Raw genomic sequence first — 18,616 nt, 5'->3', positions numbered from 1 at the left:
GCCGAAGGCTGCGATCTCTTGATTCAAGTTCCTCGCGGTTTGGCCCGTGCGGTTGCCTCGGCCACCAGCGGATCATCCGGCCAGTAATGCTTCGGATAACGCCCCTTCAGATCCTTCTTCACCTCGGCGTAGGTGCTGCGCCAGAAGTTGGCCAGATCCTGCGTCACCTGCACCGGCCGCCGCGCTGGCGACAGCAAATGCAGCTTGACCACTTGCCGCCCGCCGGCAATCCGTGGCGTGTCTGCCAGCCCGAACAGCTCCTGCAAGCGCACCGCGAGAATCGGTGGAAACTCGCTGTAGTCCAGACGAATCGACGACCCCGACGGTACGCTCAAATGATGCGGCGCCAGCTCATCGAGCTTCTGCGGCAACGGCCACGGCAGCAGATTACGCACGATGCTCGACAGGTCGAGATTGGCAAAATGGCTGAGCCGTGAGACCTTGCCCAGATACGGCATCAACCAATCTTCGAGCGTATTCAGCAACGTCGCATCGCTGACATCCGGCCACTGGCTTTCAGCTTGCGAAGCCAATTCCAACTGCCGCAACAGCGCCACCCGCGCCTGCCACTGACGCAGCTCCGGCGTCCATGGCAGCAGCTCCAGCCCTTTGCGCCGCACTAGATTGACCAGCGCCTGACTGCGCGCATTTTCGTCGAGACCGGTCAGCGGCTCGCGGCTGAGAATCAGCTCGCCGACCTTGCGCTGGCGCTCGGCGCGCAGTACGCCTTCGCGCTCGTCCCAGTCGAGTTGATCGACATTGCGCACCTGTTCGGCCAACACCGAATCAAACAGCGCCGGATCGAAATCCGCCGCCAGATAAATTCGCTCTTCACGCTGACCCTGACGGCTGCCGAGATCGGCAATGACGATCCACGGCTCTTTCATCAGGCTGTCAGCTTCGGCGAACAACGCCGCACGACCGTTGGCCAAACGATATTCGGCGCCACCGGCCCGCCGCTGTTGCGCGACGCGATCCGGATACGCCAGCGCCAGCAACGCGCCGAGCCAGCGTGGATGATCGGGATCGCTGACCGGCTCGCTCGCCTTGCCGCGCAAATATCCGCGATATTGCCGCGCCAGTTGCTTAGCGCGCTGCACCCCACCCTGCGCACCACGGGCGGCGCGTTCTTCGCCGGAAAGCAGCACCAGGCGACTGTGCAAATCCGCGCCGGCGCCGCGCAAAATATCTCGTTCACCGAGCAGCGCGGCAACGTCGCACGCCATGTTCGCCAAGCCCAACGCCTGACCGCGCAACAGCAAATGGCCGATGCGCGGATGCGCCGGCAGCTCAGCCATCGCCTGACCGTGGGAAGTCAGCGCTTGACCTTCCAGTGCTCCGAGACGCTGCAGTAAATCCTGCGCCTGGGCATAAGCGGCCGCTGGCGGAACGTCGAGCCAGACCAGTTCGCCCGGTGTCACGCCCCAGCGTCCCAGTTGCAGCGCGAGGCTGGCGAGGTCCGCCGAGAGAATTTCCGCACTGCCATAAGCAGCGAGCTGTTCGTGCTGATCCTGCGACCACAAGCGATAACAAACACCCGGTTCCAGTCGCCCTGCCCGGCCCGCGCGCTGAGTGGAGCTGGCCTTGGAAATCCGCTGAGTATCGAGACGCGTCATGCCGCTGCCCGGATCGAAGCGCGGTACCCGCGCCAACCCGGCATCGATCACCACGCGCACGCCGTTGATGGTCAGACTGGTTTCGGCAATGTTGGTCGCCAGCACCACTTTGCGCTGCCCGGGCGGCGCTGGATCAATCGCCGCGCGCTGGGCATTGAGGTCGAGTTCACCGTGGAGAGGGCACAGCAACACATCGCTGCGCTCACCGATGGCGTCGATCAATTGTTGATGGACGCGACGGATCTCCGCCTGCCCCGGCAGAAACACCAATACGCTGCCGCTTTCATCATGCAGCGCTTCGAGCACGGTTTGCGTAACACGCTGATCAATATATTCGCCGGGCTGAAACGGTCGGCCCCAGCGCATCGTCACCGGATACATCCGCCCTTCGCTGCGCAGGATCGGCGCGTCGTCGAGCAACCCGGCCAGACGCTCGCCTTCCAGCGTGGCGGACATCAGCAAAATCTTCAGCGGCTGTTCAGCTCGGAACAGCTCGCGACCGTTCAGACTTAAGGCCAGCGCCAGATCGGCGTCGAGGCTGCGTTCGTGGAATTCGTCGAAGATCAGCAGGCCGACGCCTTCCAGCGCCGGGTCGTCCTGCAAGCGCCGGGTGAGGATGCCTTCGGTGACCACTTCGATACGTGTGTTGGGGCCAACCTTGCTGTCGAGACGGATGCGATAACCGACAGTTTCACCGACCTTCTCACCCAACTCACTGGCCAGACGTTCCGCGGCTGCCCGCGCGGCGAGACGGCGCGGTTCGAGCATCAGAATGGTCTGCCCGGCCAGCCACGCTTCATTGAGCAAGGCCAACGGCACGCGGGTGGTTTTACCGGCGCCGGGCGGTGCTTCGAGCACGGCTTCATGGCGAGTCGCCAAGGCTTCACGCAGGGCGGGTAAAACTTCATCAATCGGCAAAGAATTCATGCTGGCTCCCAAACAGAGCGGCGAGTATAACGGCGAACTGGCGGGCATTCGTCAGGGTCTTAACTTCACACAATGACGCTTCGTTCTTAGATCAATCAGGAGATTTCCCCATGCGCTTACCTTTTCGCCTGATCGGCGGTGTACTGGTCGCCACCCTGCTCACGCAAATCACCGCGTGCGGTTCGATTTTCTACCCGGACCGTCGCGGTCAGATCGACGGCAAGGTTGACCCGGCGATTGCCGTGCTCGATGCCGTGGGCCTGCTGTTTTACATCATCCCCGGTCTGATCGCGTTTGCCGTCGACTTCGCCACCGGTGCCATCTATTTCGAGCCGGGCCACACCGCGCAGATCGATCCGGCCAAGCTCAAGCAAGCCATCGGCCCGGACGGTCAGGTCGATAATCACAAGTTGCAGGCTATTCTCGAAAGCGAGCTGGGCAAGGATTTCCCTCTGGATGACCCGCGCCTGATTCAACACAAGGGCAGCACTCAGCAACTGGCGATGTTCGGCCTGCAACCTGCCGCTTAAAAAGGAAACGCAATGACCTCCAGCCCCGAACACGCTCGCCTGCTCAGGCTGGCGACCCGCGCCTCGGTGGCGGTCGCGTGCACGCTGATCGTTGCCAAAGCCATCGCCTGGTGGCTGAGCGGTTCAGTGAGCATGCTTGCCGGCCTCACTGACTCGGCGCTGGACGGCATCACTTCGATGCTCAATCTGCTCGCCGTGCATTACGCGCTGCGGCCGGCGGATGACGATCACCGTTATGGCCACGGCAAAGCGGAATCGCTGGCGGGCATGGCGCAGGCGCTGTTCATTGGCGGCAGTGCGGTATTGATCGCGTTTCAGGCGTACGAGCGACTGCACGATCCGCAACCGCTGGGCGCGCCGTGGCTGAGCATTGGCGTGATTGTGTTTTCGCTGCTGCTGACGGCGGCGTTGCTGGTGTTGCAGCATCGGGTGATCAAGCAGACCGGCTCCAACGCCGTGCGCGCGGACTCGCTGCACTATCGCTCGGACATGTTGCTTAACGGCAGCATTCTGATTGCGCTGATTTTGGCCGGGTTCGGCTTCGATCAACTGGATGCATGGTTCGGTCTGGGGATTGCTGCGTACATTTTGTGGAGTGCGATCCAGATCGCCCGGGAAAGTTTTTCAGTGCTGATGGATGAAGAGCTGCCGACGGACGTCAGTCAGCACATGCTCGAACTGGCCTGCAGTGTGCCGGGGGTGTTGGGCGCGCATGACTTGCGCACACGGATCTCCGGCAACCACTGGTTTGTGCAATTGCACCTGGAATTGCCGGGGGAATTGACCTTGTCAGTGGCCCATGGCATCAGCGATCAAGCCGCTGATGCCATCCACAAAGCCTACCCGCGCGCCGAAGTGCTGGTGCACGCCGATCCGATAAAAGCAGCTACAAGCCGTGAGCCGCAAGCTTCAAGCTTGTAGCTCGACACTTGCAGCTCGCAGCTGCTTCTACTGGACCTGATAACCACGACTGCTCAGGCAATTGCCCTGAGCCTGTCGATAGGCCTGAACCACTTCGGGCGCCGGTTGATAAGTCGCGGTGCGCGGGTCGAAACCGCTTTGCTGCACGGCGTACTGGTAGCACTGGTATCCGTCCTGCTGCACTTGCTCCGGCGACTGGCCGTTGGCCGGATAGGCTTCGACGTCATAGCCCTGGGATTGCGGCTGCGGCTGTTGCTGCACGGGCGGCTCGACGACTACGTAATCCTGCGTCGCTTCCTGATACGCGTAGTAGGAACCGGCGGCAAGGAACAACAGCGAACCACCGATCCACACTTCACGGGCGTAATCCGGCAAATACTGGATGCGAATCCCGCGCGGCGGTTGCACGACGATGTAGCGTGGGCCTTGCGGGCGATACCAGTAGCCGCCGGAGAAGAAGTAATCCTGGCCACGATACGGCACGCGGTAATCGCGATCCGGGAAGCGGTCGATCACATGCCCCGGCCGGTATTGCGGGCCTGGGCCCCAACCGTTGCCATGCCCGTCGGGACGACCCGGCCAGCGATTGTCATTGGGCCGGTTGTTGGTCTGCCAATGCTGATTGTTGTAGCCGTTTTGCGGACGCTCGTCGCGGTAGTAACCCTGACGCGGCTCCTGAGTCTGGCGCACGGCGTCGGGCCGTGGCTGGATCGGCAGGCTGTTGGCCGGCAGTTGCGGCGGCGGTGGCGGCTGACGCACCGGGTTGGGGTTGTACGCCGGGCGATTCTGATCGCGATTCTGCCATTGGCCGTTGTTGTTGCCGTTGTGCTCGAACTGGCGGCTGTTGTCGCCCCGAATGATCTCGTTGTTCTGCGGACGTGGCTGATTCTGCTGTGGCTGACTATTCTGCGGACGTGGCTGATTGTTGCCGCCATGTCCCTGATTATTGCCCTGCGGGCCCTGCCCGTGGCCACCGCCGTCCGGTCCGCGATTCTGCGGCTCGTCAGCAAGCGCTTGCGCACTGACGCTCACACACAGCAAACCAACACCGGCCAGACGCCAAATGCGCGACTTCATGCTTTTTCTCACTGCGGGGCCTGTAAATGTAAGAGGACTTGTAGCTAAGACCGGGAATACACACACCGGGTTCTGCAACAGGTTATCAGTCGCGCGACTTATTTATTGAGCGTCCGGGATGAAATCACAGGCAAGAAAAAAGGGAGACCCGTCGGCCTCCCTTCTAGAGAACTTCGTCCTGGCTCGACGCTTTTGACGTCGGCTCACCTCACGCCGTCTTCTGGACAGTGTGCAGCTCGGGGGCCGGCACAACCCCGGTGGGGGTGGCGGCCGCGGCAGGCCGGATAGGGCGGGCCGCGTGGACTGTGTTACCGAGCAGTGATTCTGATGATAAGAATAGGCCTGAGGCCGCGACAGAGGATTGCGAAGATTGCTGAAATAAACACCACTTGCGCAATTTTTAACCCTGGATAGATAATCCGCCGCAATAGTTACAACCAAGGACAGATTGATGAGCAAACTCGACCGTTACGACCTGAGCATTTTGGCGGAATTGCAGCGCGACGCCCGCATCTCCAACCAGGAGTTGGCCGAGCGCATCGGTCTGTCGCCCTCCCCGTGCTCGCGCCGGGTCAAGCAACTGGAAGACGACGGTTACATCTCGCGTCAGGTCGCGTTGCTGGATCGCAAAATGCTTGGGCTGAGCCTGACGGCTTATGTGCTGATCGGCATGGACCGGCATACGCCGGAGCGTTTCGAGAATTTTGAGGCGGCGATCCGCACGTTGCCGCAGGTGCTGGAGTGCAGTCTGGTGACCGGCGTGGATGCCGATTACCAGTTGAAAGTGGTGGTGCCGGACATGGATCACTATCAGAAGCTGTTGCTGGGGCATCTGACGCGAATTGAGGGCGTGACCAGCGTTCGATCGAGTTTTGTGCTGAACCAGGTATTGAACAGCACCGAACTGCCGCTGACTCATCTGCGTAACTGAAATTGCTTTCGCGAGCAGGCTCGCTCCCACAGGGGTATGCATTCCAAATGTGGGAGCGAACCTGCTCGCGAAGGGGCCCGTACAGGCGACCAATGACTGCGGCACACCGACTCAGGTCAATGCCCCGCTATCCACCCTTGTCGTATACTCCCCGCGCCCTTTTAGCCGCGCCCATGCCGGAGAAACCCAATGGATCCAGCCGTATTTGAAGAGTGGATGATGACCGGTCTGGTCAGCATCCTGATCATTTTCATGGGTTTCATCGTCTGGGATCTGGCGAAGAAGTCCAAGGCCGGGCGCTTTGGCTCGTTCATTCTGTTCTTCGTGCTGGGCCTGGGCGTGGCCGCGTTCATCATCAAGAGCGTGGTGATCGCCCTGATCGAGTCCGGCACTTTATAAGCGCGCCGGTACTTCCTTCCACTGGCCCTGATCGAGACCTTCGATCGTCCAGTCACCAATCTTCACCCGCACCAACCGCAACGTCGGTAGACCGACCGCCGCGGTCATGCGCCGCACCTGACGGTTGCGCCCTTCGCGAATCACCAGTTCCAGCCATGAAGTCGGAATGGTCGCGCGAAAGCGTACCGGCGGATTGCGCGGCCACAACTCTGGCTCGTCCAGTTGCCGCGCTTCGGCAGGCAAAGTCATGCCGTCATTCAGTTCGACACCTTCACGCAGCCGCTGCAGCTGTTCGGCCGTCGGCACGCCTTCAACCTGCACCCAATAAGTCTTCGCCAGTTTGTGTTTCGGATCGGCGATGCGCGCCTGCAACTGGCCGTCGTTGGTGAGCAGCAACAAACCTTCGCTGTCACGATCCAGGCGTCCGGCCGGATAAATGCCGGGCACATCAATGTAATCCTTGAGCGTCGCCCGCCCTTCACCGTCGCTGAATTGCGTCAGCACATCGAAGGGTTTGTTGAACAGAATCAGTTTCGGCTCGGCCGGTGGTGCCTTGGCAACACGGCGCGGTGAAGAAGACTGAGGCTTCACGCCAGGGCGGCGGGAAGGTGGACGCGGGGGACGAGACATAAGAGAGCAAACATTTAGCGATCAGGGCTGACAATGCTAGTGCCCCGACCGCCAAATGACCACGACTAACCGTTAACGGAACGGCGGTTCGTCGAAGCTGCGCAGTTTGCGCGAGTGCAGCGAGTTGAGTTCGGTGCGCAGCAGATCGACCGCTTCGATGCCGATCTTCAAGTGCTGGCTGACCGCGCGTTCATAGAAAGCGTTGGCCGAACCGGGCAGCTTGATTTCGCTGTGCAGCGGTTTGTCCGAAACGCAGAGCAACGTGCCGTACGGCACCCGCAAGCGATAACCTTGCGCGGCAATCGTGCCGCTTTCCATGTCCACCGCGACCGCGCGGGACAGGTTGATCAACGGTCGCTCCTGCGCCCAACGCAATTCCCAGTTACGGTCGTCGTAGGTCAGCACGGTGCCGGTGCGCAGGCGTTTTTTCAGGTCGTCGCCCTTCTCGCCGGTGACATTGGCCGCTGCTTGCTGCAGCGCCATTTGCACTTCGGCCAGCGCCGGGATCGGAATGTTCGGCGGCACGACGCGGTCGAGAATGCCGTCACGACGCATGTAAGCGTGGGCCAGCACGTAGTCGCCGATGGTCTGCGACTGACGCAGACCACCGCAGTGGCCGATCATCAGCCAGCAATGCGGACGCAGCACTGCCAAGTGGTCGGTGATGTTCTTGGCGTTGGACGGGCCAACGCCGATGTTGACCAGGGTCACGCCGTGGCCATCGTTGGCGATCAGGTGATACGCCGGCATTTGGTAACGGTGCCAAACCACACCGGCAGCAATCGCCGAGGCTTCACCGTGATCCATGCTCTTTTCGATGATCACGTTGCCCGGCAAGACCATGCGCACAAAACGCGGATCGCTGCGCAACTGCTCCAGACCATGAACGATGAACTGGTCGACGTAGCGGTGGTAGTTGGTCAGCAGAATCCACGGCTGCACGTGGCGCCAGTCGCTACCGGTGTAATGCACCAGACGACGCAGCGAGAAGTCCACGCGCGCCGCGTCGAACAGCGCCAGCGGCAGCGGATCGGTGTTTTCCCAATCGTAGAGACCGTCGGCAATGCCATCGGTGGCGGCGGACAGGTCGGTGCTCGGGAACACCCGCGCCAGCACGGCAGCGGTAACGCCGGAACCGGCCAGTTCATCGCCCTGCTCGACCACGTACGGATAAGGAATATTCTGCTGGCTGACGCCGACTTCCACGGTCACGGTGAAGTCGTGCATCAACGGCACGAGTTGTTCGAGCAGGTATTTGCGGAACGCCGCCGGGTGGGTGACGGTGACGCTGTAAGTGCCCGGCAATTGCACCTTGGCGTAAGCGCGGGTGGTCTGCGGGACTTCGCCCTGGCAGTGATAGGTCAGACGCAGTTCGGGATAACGAAACAGAGCACGCTGCTCAGCGTCGGGCTCGACGCGATCCTTGAGGTAACGCTTGAGCGCCGAGTTCAGCGCAGTGGTGGCCCGCTCATGTAACTCGGCCAGACGATCCACGGCTTGTTCGGCGGTTTGAACGACAATAAACGCTTCGGTCACGATCAGCTTCCTGTGTTCTGACTTGCAGGGGTTCATCTTGCCTGCATCGTGGCGTGACGGGAACAGTGGCGTTGTGGGTGTAGCCAAATCTTTAAAACAATGAAGATCCTGTGGGAGCGAGCCTGCTCGCGAATGCGGTGGGTCATTCGATAAAGATGTCGACTGATACACCGCTTTCGCGAGCAGGCTCGCTCCCACAAGGGGATTTTTGCTGAATTAAAAACCTTGTGGGGTCGAGCGGGCGACGATGGCTTCGACGTCCAGCCCACGCGGCAAGGCGCCGTAAACCCGGCCACCACCGCTCAGGCGGCTGGCAATGAAGGCATCACTGACCGCCGAGTTACCGGCCTCCAACAGGAGCTTGGCCTGCAAACCGAGCGCAATGTCTTCAGTCAGTTGCCGCGCCCGATACTGAATGTCGCTCGTGTCCTTGAACTGCGCCTGCAACTGTTGAATATGCGCAGCCAGATGCTTGTCACCGTGCCCGTCGCCCAACTCACTGAACAACACATCCAGCACACCCGGTTCTTTCGACAACGCGCGCAGTACGTCCAGACATTGCACATTCCCCGACCCTTCCCACGTCGAATTCACCGGCGCCTCGCGGTACAGACGCGGCAGGATGCTGTCCTCGACATACCCGGCGCCGCCCATGCATTCCGCCGCTTCGTTGATCATTCCCGGCGCGCGTTTGCAGATCCAGTATTTGCCCACCGCCGTCACCAACCGGGCGAATTGCGCTTCGTGACGATCGTCCAGATGATCCAGCGCCTTGCCCATGCGCAAGCTCAGCGCCAGCGCGGCTTCACTTTCCAGGGCCAGATCGGCCAGTACGGTTTGCATCAATGGCTGTTCGCTGAGCAGTTTGCCGCCGACTTTGCGGTGCGCGCAGTGATGGCTGGCCTGTGTCAGCGCCTGGCGCATCAGCGAACTGGAACCGACCATGCAATCGAAGCGAGTCATCGCCACCATTTCGATGATGGTTGGCACGCCGCGCCCTTCTTCGCCGACCATCCACGCCAGCGCGCCGCGAAACTCCACTTCGCTGGAGGCGTTGGACTGGTTGCCGAGTTTGTTTTTCAGGCGCTGGATATAGAACTGATTGCGCGTGTCATCCGGGCGATGGCGTGGCAGCAGGAAGCAACTCAACCCTTTGTCGGTCTGCGCGAGCGTGAGGAACGCGTCGCACATCGGCGCCGAACAGAACCACTTGTGCCCAACCAGCTCATAGGCCTGCCCCGGACCGCTGGCGCCGACCGGATAAGCCTTGGTGGTATTGGCGCGCACGTCGGTGCCGCCCTGTTTCTCGGTCATCGCCATGCCGATGGTCACGCCGGCCTTGTGTGCCATGCCGACGTTGCGTGGATCGTATTCAGTGGCGAGGACTTTCGGTAGCCATTGCTCGGCGAGGTTCGGCTGCAAGCGCAGGGCCGGCACGCTGGCGAAGGTCATGGTCAGGGGACATCCGCTGCCCGCCTCGGCCTGACTGTGCAGATACGTCATCGCGGCGCGGGCGACGTGGGCACCGTCCTGCGGGTGCGCCCATGGCAATGAAGTCAGACCGTGCTCGATCGCTGTGCGCATCAGCTCGTGATAAGCGGGGTGAAATTCCACCAGATCGATGCGATGGCCGTAGCGGTCGTGGCTGGCGAACGTGGGTTTGTTCTCATTGGCGAGGAACCCGGCCTCCATCAGCGGACCACCGGCGAGCGCGCCGTAGGCATCGATCCGCGACTCGGCCCAACCGGCGCCGAACCTGCGCGACCATTCCTGCAATGGCAGGTCGATGCGATACAGGTTGGTACCGTCCAGCGACGGTGGCTGGTTGGTGACTTCGTGGGTTTCGGCGAACTGATGCAGGTTCATGACGGGGCTCCTTTGCGCAACCAAGAAATCCAGTTAAGCACCGCCCCGAGCCCTGACAAAGTGTCATACCCGCCGAACTGGCGGCGCTTTTACCCTGTCAACCGCACAACACCCGGCGTTCCAGCGCGGACTGCAAATCCTCGAACTTCACCGGTTTGTTCAGGTAATCGACCAGCGCACCCGCGGCGCAAAGCTCTCGGTCGGCGCTCAACGCCAGCATGAACACCGGCAAATTCGCGCAGCCCGGCAGCGCATGAATCTGGCAGGACAACGAGGCGCCGTCATGGCTCGGCAACTGGCAATCAATCAGCACCGCATCAACCGCTTCGCGTTGCAGGCAATCCAGCGCCGTCGCCGCGTTATCGGCGGTACGCACGCGGAAGCCAAGCTTGAGCAACATGCCGCGCATCACCAGTTGATTGACGCTGTTGTCGTCCACCAGCAACACCGTGCAGTCCTGCGCCGAACGCAAGTGATCCCGCGCAGACACGCCAACGGGCGCCGCTTCGACCACCGGCAGTTCAAACTCGACATCCAGCTGAAAACGGCTGCCGCGCCCCGGTTCCGAACGGTGAGTGAGCTTGCCGCCGAGCAACTCGACCAACTGTCGGCAGATCGCCAGGCCGACGCCGAGCCCGCCGTATTCGCGGGTCATCGAACCGTCGAGTTGGAAGAAGCGCTGATACAGGGTCGCCTCGCCCAGATCGGTGAAACCGATGCCGGTGTCGATCACCGCAAACGACAACGCCAGACGATTGCCCGTCGATGGTTTGCCCGTGACCCGCAGCGCCAGGCCGCCGACACGGGTGAACTTGATTGCGTTATCCAGCAGGCATTCCAGGCATTGCGCGAGTTTCGCGCTGTCGCCGTGCAAACGATCTGGCAGGGTCGGAAGGACATCGACCTTGAAGTCCAGCGACTTGCTCGCCGCGTTGCCATCGAACTGCACCCGCAACGCTTCGACCACCGCGCGCAGGCTGAAACTGCCCGACGACGCCTTGAGCTTGCCGGCCTGCAGTTCGGTGAGGGTGAGGATGCCGTTGACCATGCGCATCATGTCGCGGGCAGAACCGGCGGCGGTTTGCTGGTATTGCTCCAGCTCCGGGTCCATCTCGACGGTCTGCATCAGTTCCAGCGAACCGATCACACCGTTCATCGGCGTGCGCAGTTCGTGGGTCAGGGTGGCGAGGAATTCATCCTTGAGCTTGTTGCTATGGGCCAGTTGCTGGTTCAGCACTTCGAGTTTCTGCCCGGCGTCGTACAGGGTCTGCGCCTGTTGCTCGCGCATCGCGTTGATGCGGTCGGCCAGCGCCAGCGACAAGAGCGCTACTTCGATGGCCGAGCCGATCTGGCTGGCGTACATGGTCAGGAATACGTTCGGCAGCAAACCGAGCACCATCAGCGTGTTGACGATGCCGCCGAGCAGGAACGCCGACCAGGCAATGATGAAGTAACGCGCCACGCGCAAACCGCGCCACCAGGCCAGAATCCCCGCAGCAAAAATCACCACAGTGAAGGTCAGCGCCAGCGTGGTCGCCAGGCGCAGGGCCAAGGCGTAACTGGTCATCAACGACAGACCGATGACCAGCGCACCGAAGGCAATCAGTCCGATCAGCAAGCGATCGAGCCAGCGGCTGTGGGTTTTGGTCTGCAGGAAACTGCGGGCGAACTGGCTGCCAAACAACCCGGCGCAACCGATGAAGAACGGTGTGGCGGCGTTGGCCCACCACGGATTGTTCGGCCAGAAATACTCGACCGCCGCACCGTTCACCGACAGTTGATAAAGGCCGAACGAGGCAATGTAGAAGATGTAATAGAGGTAGCTGGTGTCGCGCACGCTCAGGTAGATGAACAGGTTGTAGACCACCATCCCCAGCAACACGCCATAAATGATGCCGAGCACATACAGGCGCACCGGTTGGTCTTCGAGGTACGCGGTGCTCGACCACAAAGTCACCGGTGCCTGGATCGAGCCTTCGCTGGCCAGTCGCAGGTACACGGTTTGTTGCTGGTCCGGTTCGAAGGCGAGGTCGAACAGATAGTTGTTCTGGCGAATCTCGCGGCTGGCGAACGGCAACGCGTCACCGGTCTGGCGCACTAGGCGATAGTCGCCGCTGGCATCGGGCAGGTACAAGTCGAGATGATCGAGCGGCGGATAGGCCAGTTCCAGCAGCCAGGTGCGCTGGGCGGCGGGATTGCTCGGGCGGTAATGCAGGTCGATTTTCAGCCAGAACGCCGAGCGCGAGTAACCGGCGTTGAGCGTGGCTTTATCGTGAGGTTTGAAATGACCGGCAGCGGCTTGCGCGCGAACATCGGCAATGCTCGCCTGACCGCTCGGGTCTTCGAACACTTGCAGCGATCGGCCCAAAGCCAGGCTCTGGGTGAATTCGTCGAATTCGACGGCGCTCGCCATGAGGGGCAAGCAGAACAGCAACATCAGCAGATAGCGCATTGAAGCCCCAGCGTGGCTCGTCCGGTTGTGTCAGGAAGCCCCCCCATTCCCTTTGAGTAGACGTAAAACCGGTATTACCTGTTATTGGTTTGGATCCAGACTAGCATAGCCGTTGATGGCCATTGAGCACCATTGAAATTTTTCCTACAAAGGCTCTAGAACGGGCGTTCCAGAGCAAAGCAGCGGGCTAGAGCTGTTGAATTGGTCAGGTTGCTGCGCTGCGCGGAAAATCCCTGACCGAGTTATCGACCTGCCACCACGGGACTGAACCCCAGAATCAGGTTTGGTGGTAAGCTCGCGCACCATGAATATCTACAGCTCCCGCCCCGTTGTCCTCTGTCTCTCCGGCCACGACCCAAGTGGTGGCGCCGGCTTGCAGGCAGATATCGAAGCTCTGCTCGCGCAGGGTTGCCATGCGGCTCCGGCCGTCACCGCCCTGACCGTGCAAGACACCGTCAACGTCACTGACTTCCGCGTCCTCGACCGTGAGTGGGTATTGGCCCAGGCCAATGCCGTGCTCAACGATTCCGAAGTCGCGGCAGTGAAACTGGGCATGCTCGGTTCGCTGGAGATGGTCGACACCGTTGTCGAACTGCTCTCGGCGCACCCGCATTTGCCAGTGGTCTGCGATCCGGTGCTGCGCGCCGGCGGCGGCGGACGTCTGGGCAAGGACGAGGTCGGCTATGCGATGCGCGAACGTCTGCTGCCGCTGTCGATCATTGCCACGCCTAACCTTCCTGAAGCGCGCATCCTCGCCGAACTGCCAGAAGGCAGCGCCGACGAATGCGCCGAAAAACTCCTGCCGTTCGTCAAAAACCTGCTGATCACCGGCGGCCACGGCGACGAAACTGAAATCCACAACCGCGTGTACAGCCGCGACGGTCTGCGTGAAACCTTTATCTGCCAGCGTCTGCCGGGCAGCTATCACGGCTCCGGTTGCACACTAGCCAGCGCGTTGGCCGGTCGACTGGCGCAAGGCGAACACCTGGCCAGTGCCGTGCGCAGTGCTTTGGATTACACCTGGCGCACCCTGCGCGATGCCGAACAACTGGGCAAAGGCCAGTTCGTCCCGCGTCGCCTGCCGCTGGATTTCTGCTCGTAACGTCGTGAGGTCTGCCCGATGAAACTACGTGGCCTGTATGCCATTACCGACAGCACCTTGCTGGCCGGCAAGTTTCTGTCTTATGTGGAGGCGGCGCTCGAAGGCGGCGTCACCCTGCTGCAATATCGCGACAAGAGCAGCGACGAGGCCCGCCGTCTGCGCGAGGCCGAAGCGCTACGCGATCTGTGCGAGCGCTACAAAACGCAGTTGATCATCAACGATGACGCCGAACTGGCCGCGCGCCTCAACGTCGGCGTGCACCTTGGCCAGACCGACGGCCCGCTGTCGCCGACCCGCGCCCTGCTCGGTTCGAAAGCGATCATCGGTTCGACCTGCCACGCGCAAATCGCGCTGGCCGAACAAGCCGCCAAAGAAGGCGCGAGTTACGTCGCCTTCGGTCGCTTCTTCAATTCCAACACCAAACCCGGTGCACCCGCTTGCAGCCTCGATCTGCTCGACGATGCCAAGCGCACGCTGCACCTGCCGATCTGCGCGATTGGCGGCATCAACCTCGACAACGCCGCGCCGCTGGTGGCCCACGGCGTCGACCTGCTCGCCGTAGTCCATGGCTTGTTCGGTGCCGAGAGCACCACCGAAGTGACCCGCCGCGCCCGCGCATTCAACGAATTGTTCAAATCCTGAAGATTGAGAGCCCGATCATGTCTCGTTCCGAAACCCTGTTTGCCAACGCCCAGAAACACATTCCCGGTGGCGTGAACTCGCCAGTCCGCGCGTTCAAGAGCGTTGGCGGCACGCCGCTGTTCTTCAAACACGCTGAAGGCGCTTACGTCACTGATGAAGACGACAAGCGGTATGTCGATTACGTCGGTTCGTGGGGCCCGATGATCCTCGGCCACAGCCACCCGGACGTGCTCGACGCGGTGCGCAATCAGCTGCAACACGGCTTGTCGTACGGCGCGCCGACCGCGATGGAAACCGAGATGGCCGATCTGGTCTGCTCGCTGGTGCCGTCGATGGACATGGTGCGCATGGTCAGCTCCGGCACCGAAGCGACCATGAGCGCGATCCGTCTGGCCCGTGGTTACACCGGTCGCGACAGCATCATCAAGTTCGAAGGTTGCTACCACGGTCACTCCGACAGCCTGCTGGTCAAGGCCGGTTCCGGCGCACTGACCCAAGGCGTACCGAGCTCGGCCGGTGTGCCGGCGGCCTTCGCCAAACACACCCTGACCCTGCCGTTCAACGACATCGACGCGGTTGAGAAGATGCTCGCTGAAGTGGGCGACGAGGTGGCGTGCATTATTGTTGAGCCGGTGGCCGGCAATATGAACTGCGTGCCGCCAGCGCCGGGCTTCCTCGAAGGCTTGCGTTCGCTGTGCGACAAGCATGGCGTGGTACTGATTTTCGACGAAGTGATGACCGGTTTCCGCGTCGCCCTCGGCGGTGCTCAGGCGTACTACGGGGTCAATCCTGACCTGACCACCTTCGGCAAGATCATCGGCGGCGGCATGCCGGTTGGCTGCTTCGGCGGCAAGCGTGAAATCATGGAACGCATCGCGCCGCTGGGCCCGGTGTATCAGGCCGGCACGCTGTCGGGCAACCCGCTGGCCATGGCCGCCGGTTTGACCACCCTGCGTCTGATCAGCCGTCCGGGTTTCCACGCCGAGCTGACCGACTACACCACACGCCTGCTCGACGGCCTGCAACAGCGCGCCGACGCCGCTGGCATTCCGTTCGTGACCACGCAGGCTGGCGGCATGTTCGGCCTGTACTTCAGCGGCGCCGACGAGATCGTCACCTTTGAAGACGTGATGGCCAGCGACGCCGCCCTGTTCGGGCGCTTCTTCCACCTGATGCTGGAAGGTGGCGTGTACCTGGCACCGAGCGCCTTCGAAGCCGGTTTCACCTCGATCGCTCACGGCGACGCCGAGTTGCAACTGACGCTGGACGCCGCCGAGCGTGCCTTCGCTGCACTGAAGTAATCGCCGCACCGCTGACGTTGGCTATCGCCAGCGTCAGCATTCACCTACATCCCCACGGTTTTTCCCACGCGCTGCCAAAAAACTTGCCGAAAGTGGGCGATATATTCCCCGCGCAGCAGAAAAACGAGTAAAGACTTTGTAAGGTTGGCCCTGCTTATTTCATAATGCGCGCTTATTGGATCCCTAGATGGGTCCGCGTGCCCTTCAGAGGTAAGTCGATTCCCATGAACCGCACCGGCCGCACCCTTGCCTTGGGCTGCCTGTTGCTCCTTCAGCCCCTGCTCGCGCATGCACAAGCAGGCGGCAACTCGTTGTTGATCCCGGCGATGGGTCGTTGCACCCTCAATACTCAGCCGCAAGACGTCACGCAGGCACTGGCCGCCTGCCAGAAAGCGGCGGACGAAGGGGATGCGCAAGCGCAATACGAGTTGGGTGAGTTCTACTACGACGGCAAGAATGCGCCGCGCGACCTCAATCAAGCCCTGAGCTATTTCGAAAAAGCCTCGTTGCAAGGCCACGCTCAGGCGCAATTCAAACTCGGCACGATGTTCTTCCATGGTGAAGGCGTGCAGGCCAACAACATTCAAGCGTACATCGTGCTGAAGATGGCCGCAGTCAACGGCGCTGAAGATGCGCTGGACACGGCCGACGAAGTTTCCGAAAAAATGTCCCGCGAAGATCTCGAAACCGCCACCCAGGTGCTCGGGCAGATTTTCCGTAAATACCTGATGGAACTGCAGAGCGCCGATGGGCGTACGCCGTTTTCGCCTCTACCTTAAATTCTGCACAGATTTTTCTGGCCTCTTCGCGAGCAGGTCGAATGAGGCAACTCGGTTTTAAGGCTTCTCAGGCATCGGCATCGGGAACGGCATCACATTGCCGACCGCGCCACGTGCTTCGCTGATTTTCGGGGTGCCCAGACGCTCCACCTCGTCGATGCGTACGATCGAATGCATCGGCACAAAGCTGCGCACCACGCCTTCGAATTGCGCCTTGAGCTTTTCTTCGCTCGGGTCGACGACCACTTGCGTGCGCTCGCCAAAGACGAACTCTTCCACTTCCAGAAAGCCCCACAGATCACTTTGATAGATCTGCTTGGCGTACATTTCGAACACCTGGCCCTGGTTGAGGAAAATCACCTTATAGATTGGAGCTTCGCGTTTGGTCATGGCGGGGGGATAACGTCGGGGATAAAAATGAGGGCGCAAACTATAGCATAGCCACCGGACGCGCAGCGGTAGGAACCTGAGGGCTTGTTCCCTATAATGCGCGGTTCTTTGAATCACGTGATGACCCTAATCCATGGCCAAGAAGCTTTACATCGAAACCCACGGTTGCCAGATGAACGAGTACGACAGCTCGCGCATGGTCGATCTGCTGGGTGAACATCAGGCCCTGGAAGTCACCGCGCGCGCGGAAGACGCCGACGTAATTCTGCTCAACACCTGCTCGATCCGCGAGCGCGCTCAGGATCGCGTGTATTCGCAGCTCGGCCGCTGGCGCGAACTGAAACTGGCCAACCCGGACATGGTGATCGCTGTCGGCGGTTGCGTGGCCAGCCAGGAAGGCGCGGCGATTCGTGATCGCGCGCCGTACGTCGACGTGGTCTTCGGCCCGCAGACCCTGCACCGTCTGCCGGAAATGATCGACGCCGCACGTATCACCAAGCTGCCGCAAGTCGACGTGTCGTTCCCGGAAATCGAAAAATTCGACCACTTGCCTGAACCGCGTATCGATGGCCCGAGCGCTTACGTGTCGGTGATGGAAGGTTGCAGCAAATACTGCACGTTCTGCGTGGTGCCTTATACCCGCGGCGAAGAAGTCAGCCGACCGTTCGACGACGTGATCGCCGAAGTCATCCACCTCGCCGAAAACGGCGTGCGTGAAGTGACCCTGCTGGGGCAGAACGTCAACGGCTATCGCGGTACGACCCACGACGGTCGTCTCGCCGATCTGGCCGAGCTGATCCGTGTTGTCGCTGCCATCGACGGTATCGACCGCATCCGGTACACCACTTCGCACCCGCTGGAGTTCTCGGACAGCCTGATCCAGGCCCACGCCGATGTGCCGGAACTGGTGAAACACCTGCATTTGCCGGTGCAATCGGGCTCCGACCGGATTCTCGCGGCGATGAAGCGCAACCACACGGCGCTGGAGTACAAATCCAAGCTGCGCAAACTGCGCGCCGCGGTGCCTGGGATTTGCATCAGTTCGGACTTCATCGTCGGCTTCCCCGGCGAGACCGAGAAAGATTTCGAACAGACCATGAAGCTGATTGCCGACGTCGGTTTCGACTTTTCCTACTCGTTCGTTTACAGCCAGCGCCCGGGCACCCCGGCTGCCGATCTGGCCGACGAGACGCCGGAAGAGTTGAAAAAGGAGCGCCTGAACGCGCTGCAACATCGCCTGAATCAGCAAGGGTTCGAGATCAGCCGACAAATGGTCGGTTCGACGCAACGGATTCTGGTCACCGATTATTCGAAGAAAGACCCGGGCGAGCTGCAAGGGCGTACCGAGAATAATCGTATCGTCAACTTCCGCTGCGACAATCCGACCCTGATCGGCCAGTTTGCTGATGTGCACATCGATGCCGCACAACCGCACTCGCTGCGTGGCTCGCTGATCCAATAATCAACACAGGGCACTGTGGGAGCGAGCCTGCTCGCGAAGGCGGCGACACATTCAA

The 18,616-nt window shown here is 61.2% G+C and carries 16 protein-coding genes; 9 read left to right on the top strand and 7 right to left on the bottom strand.

Features of this window, described 5'->3' with window-relative positions:
- Window positions 1-23: 23 nt before the first annotated feature.
- Window positions 24-2,543 carry an ATP-dependent helicase HrpB gene (hrpB, locus tag ACQ4OE_RS17900; RefSeq protein WP_430947420.1) on the bottom strand — a complete coding sequence of 840 codons (2,520 nt, stop codon included), beginning with the start codon at window positions 2,541-2,543 and terminating at the stop codon, window positions 24-26.
- 110 nt (window positions 2,544-2,653) lie between these two features.
- Here hrpB and ACQ4OE_RS17895 point away from each other — a divergent pair, with 110 nt between their 5' ends.
- On the top strand, window positions 2,654-3,073 hold the full coding sequence (locus ACQ4OE_RS17895) for a hypothetical protein (protein ID WP_008081098.1): 420 nt from the start codon (window positions 2,654-2,656) through the stop codon (window positions 3,071-3,073).
- Between the two features lie 12 nt (window positions 3,074-3,085).
- On the top strand, window positions 3,086-3,994 hold the full coding sequence (locus ACQ4OE_RS17890) for a cation diffusion facilitator family transporter (RefSeq protein ID WP_122592717.1): 909 nt from the start codon (window positions 3,086-3,088) through the stop codon (window positions 3,992-3,994).
- A 27-nt stretch (window positions 3,995-4,021) separates the two neighbouring features.
- Here the strand turns inward: ACQ4OE_RS17890 and ACQ4OE_RS17885 are convergent, their stop codons facing one another.
- Window positions 4,022-5,071 carry a DUF6515 family protein gene (locus ACQ4OE_RS17885; RefSeq protein ID WP_430947419.1) on the bottom strand — a complete coding sequence of 350 codons (1,050 nt, stop codon included), beginning with the start codon at window positions 5,069-5,071 and terminating at the stop codon, window positions 4,022-4,024.
- Between the two features lie 451 nt (window positions 5,072-5,522).
- Here ACQ4OE_RS17885 and ACQ4OE_RS17880 point away from each other — a divergent pair, with 451 nt between their 5' ends.
- On the top strand, window positions 5,523-6,002 hold the full coding sequence (locus tag ACQ4OE_RS17880; protein ID WP_008081091.1) for an Lrp/AsnC family transcriptional regulator: 480 nt from the start codon (window positions 5,523-5,525) through the stop codon (window positions 6,000-6,002).
- A 189-nt stretch (window positions 6,003-6,191) separates the two neighbouring features.
- Window positions 6,192-6,401, top strand: a complete 210-nt coding sequence (locus ACQ4OE_RS17875; protein ID WP_122592715.1) for a DUF2788 domain-containing protein — start codon at window positions 6,192-6,194, stop codon at window positions 6,399-6,401.
- Here the strand turns inward: ACQ4OE_RS17875 and ACQ4OE_RS17870 are convergent.
- The 4 genes from ACQ4OE_RS17870 to ACQ4OE_RS17855 form a co-directional block, all read right to left on the bottom strand.
- Window positions 6,396-7,031 carry a pseudouridine synthase gene (locus ACQ4OE_RS17870; protein WP_430947418.1) on the bottom strand — a complete coding sequence of 212 codons (636 nt, stop codon included), beginning with the start codon at window positions 7,029-7,031 and terminating at the stop codon, window positions 6,396-6,398. The genes ACQ4OE_RS17875 and ACQ4OE_RS17870 overlap by 6 nt on opposite strands.
- A 72-nt stretch (window positions 7,032-7,103) precedes the next feature.
- Window positions 7,104-8,603, bottom strand: a complete 1,500-nt coding sequence (gene amn, locus ACQ4OE_RS17865; RefSeq protein ID WP_163005133.1) for an AMP nucleosidase — start codon at window positions 8,601-8,603, stop codon at window positions 7,104-7,106.
- 180 nt (window positions 8,604-8,783) lie between these two features.
- Window positions 8,784-10,433, bottom strand: coding sequence for an acyl-CoA dehydrogenase family protein (locus ACQ4OE_RS17860; RefSeq protein ID WP_430947417.1), 1,650 nt, complete (start codon window positions 10,431-10,433; stop codon window positions 8,784-8,786).
- Between the two features lie 97 nt (window positions 10,434-10,530).
- Window positions 10,531-12,885 (bottom strand): 7TM diverse intracellular signaling domain-containing protein, encoded by a 2,355-nt coding sequence (locus tag ACQ4OE_RS17855; RefSeq protein WP_430947416.1) that lies wholly within the window; start codon window positions 12,883-12,885, stop codon window positions 10,531-10,533.
- Between the two features lie 304 nt (window positions 12,886-13,189).
- Between ACQ4OE_RS17855 and ACQ4OE_RS17850 the strand changes: the two genes are divergently transcribed.
- The 4 genes from ACQ4OE_RS17850 (at window position 13,190) to ACQ4OE_RS17835 (ending at window position 16,709) form a co-directional block, all read left to right on the top strand.
- Window positions 13,190-13,987: a hydroxymethylpyrimidine/phosphomethylpyrimidine kinase gene (locus tag ACQ4OE_RS17850; protein ID WP_277759417.1), complete on the top strand. Its 798-nt coding sequence runs from the start codon at window positions 13,190-13,192 to the stop codon at window positions 13,985-13,987.
- Window positions 13,988-14,005: 18 nt separating this feature from the next.
- Complete coding sequence (thiE, locus tag ACQ4OE_RS17845; RefSeq protein ID WP_430947415.1) at window positions 14,006-14,629, top strand: thiamine phosphate synthase; 624 nt, start codon at window positions 14,006-14,008, stop codon at window positions 14,627-14,629.
- A 17-nt stretch (window positions 14,630-14,646) separates the two neighbouring features.
- Window positions 14,647-15,930 carry a glutamate-1-semialdehyde 2,1-aminomutase gene (gene hemL, locus ACQ4OE_RS17840; RefSeq protein ID WP_122592709.1) on the top strand — a complete coding sequence of 428 codons (1,284 nt, stop codon included), beginning with the start codon at window positions 14,647-14,649 and terminating at the stop codon, window positions 15,928-15,930.
- Between the two features lie 224 nt (window positions 15,931-16,154).
- The gene (locus ACQ4OE_RS17835) at window positions 16,155-16,709 is read left to right on the top strand and encodes a tetratricopeptide repeat protein (protein WP_003228518.1); all 555 of its coding nucleotides are present in this window, start codon (window positions 16,155-16,157) and stop codon (window positions 16,707-16,709) included.
- A gap of 57 nt (window positions 16,710-16,766) precedes the next feature.
- Here ACQ4OE_RS17835 and ACQ4OE_RS17830 read toward each other — a convergent pair whose 3' ends face one another.
- The gene (locus tag ACQ4OE_RS17830) at window positions 16,767-17,099 is read right to left on the bottom strand and encodes a DUF1820 family protein (protein WP_102899901.1); all 333 of its coding nucleotides are present in this window, start codon (window positions 17,097-17,099) and stop codon (window positions 16,767-16,769) included.
- A gap of 133 nt (window positions 17,100-17,232) precedes the next feature.
- Between ACQ4OE_RS17830 and miaB the strand changes: the two genes are divergently transcribed.
- Window positions 17,233-18,561 carry a tRNA (N6-isopentenyl adenosine(37)-C2)-methylthiotransferase MiaB gene (gene miaB, locus ACQ4OE_RS17825; RefSeq protein WP_053124140.1) on the top strand — a complete coding sequence of 443 codons (1,329 nt, stop codon included), beginning with the start codon at window positions 17,233-17,235 and terminating at the stop codon, window positions 18,559-18,561.
- Window positions 18,562-18,616: the final 55 nt, after the last annotated feature.

The sequence above is a fragment of the Pseudomonas sp. WC2 genome, from assembly GCF_050586545.1.
In the GTDB taxonomy this organism is placed as follows: domain Bacteria; phylum Pseudomonadota; class Gammaproteobacteria; order Pseudomonadales; family Pseudomonadaceae; genus Aquipseudomonas.
Note: the sequence above shows the minus strand (reverse complement) of the source record. Positions and strands in the feature narration are given on the sequence as shown.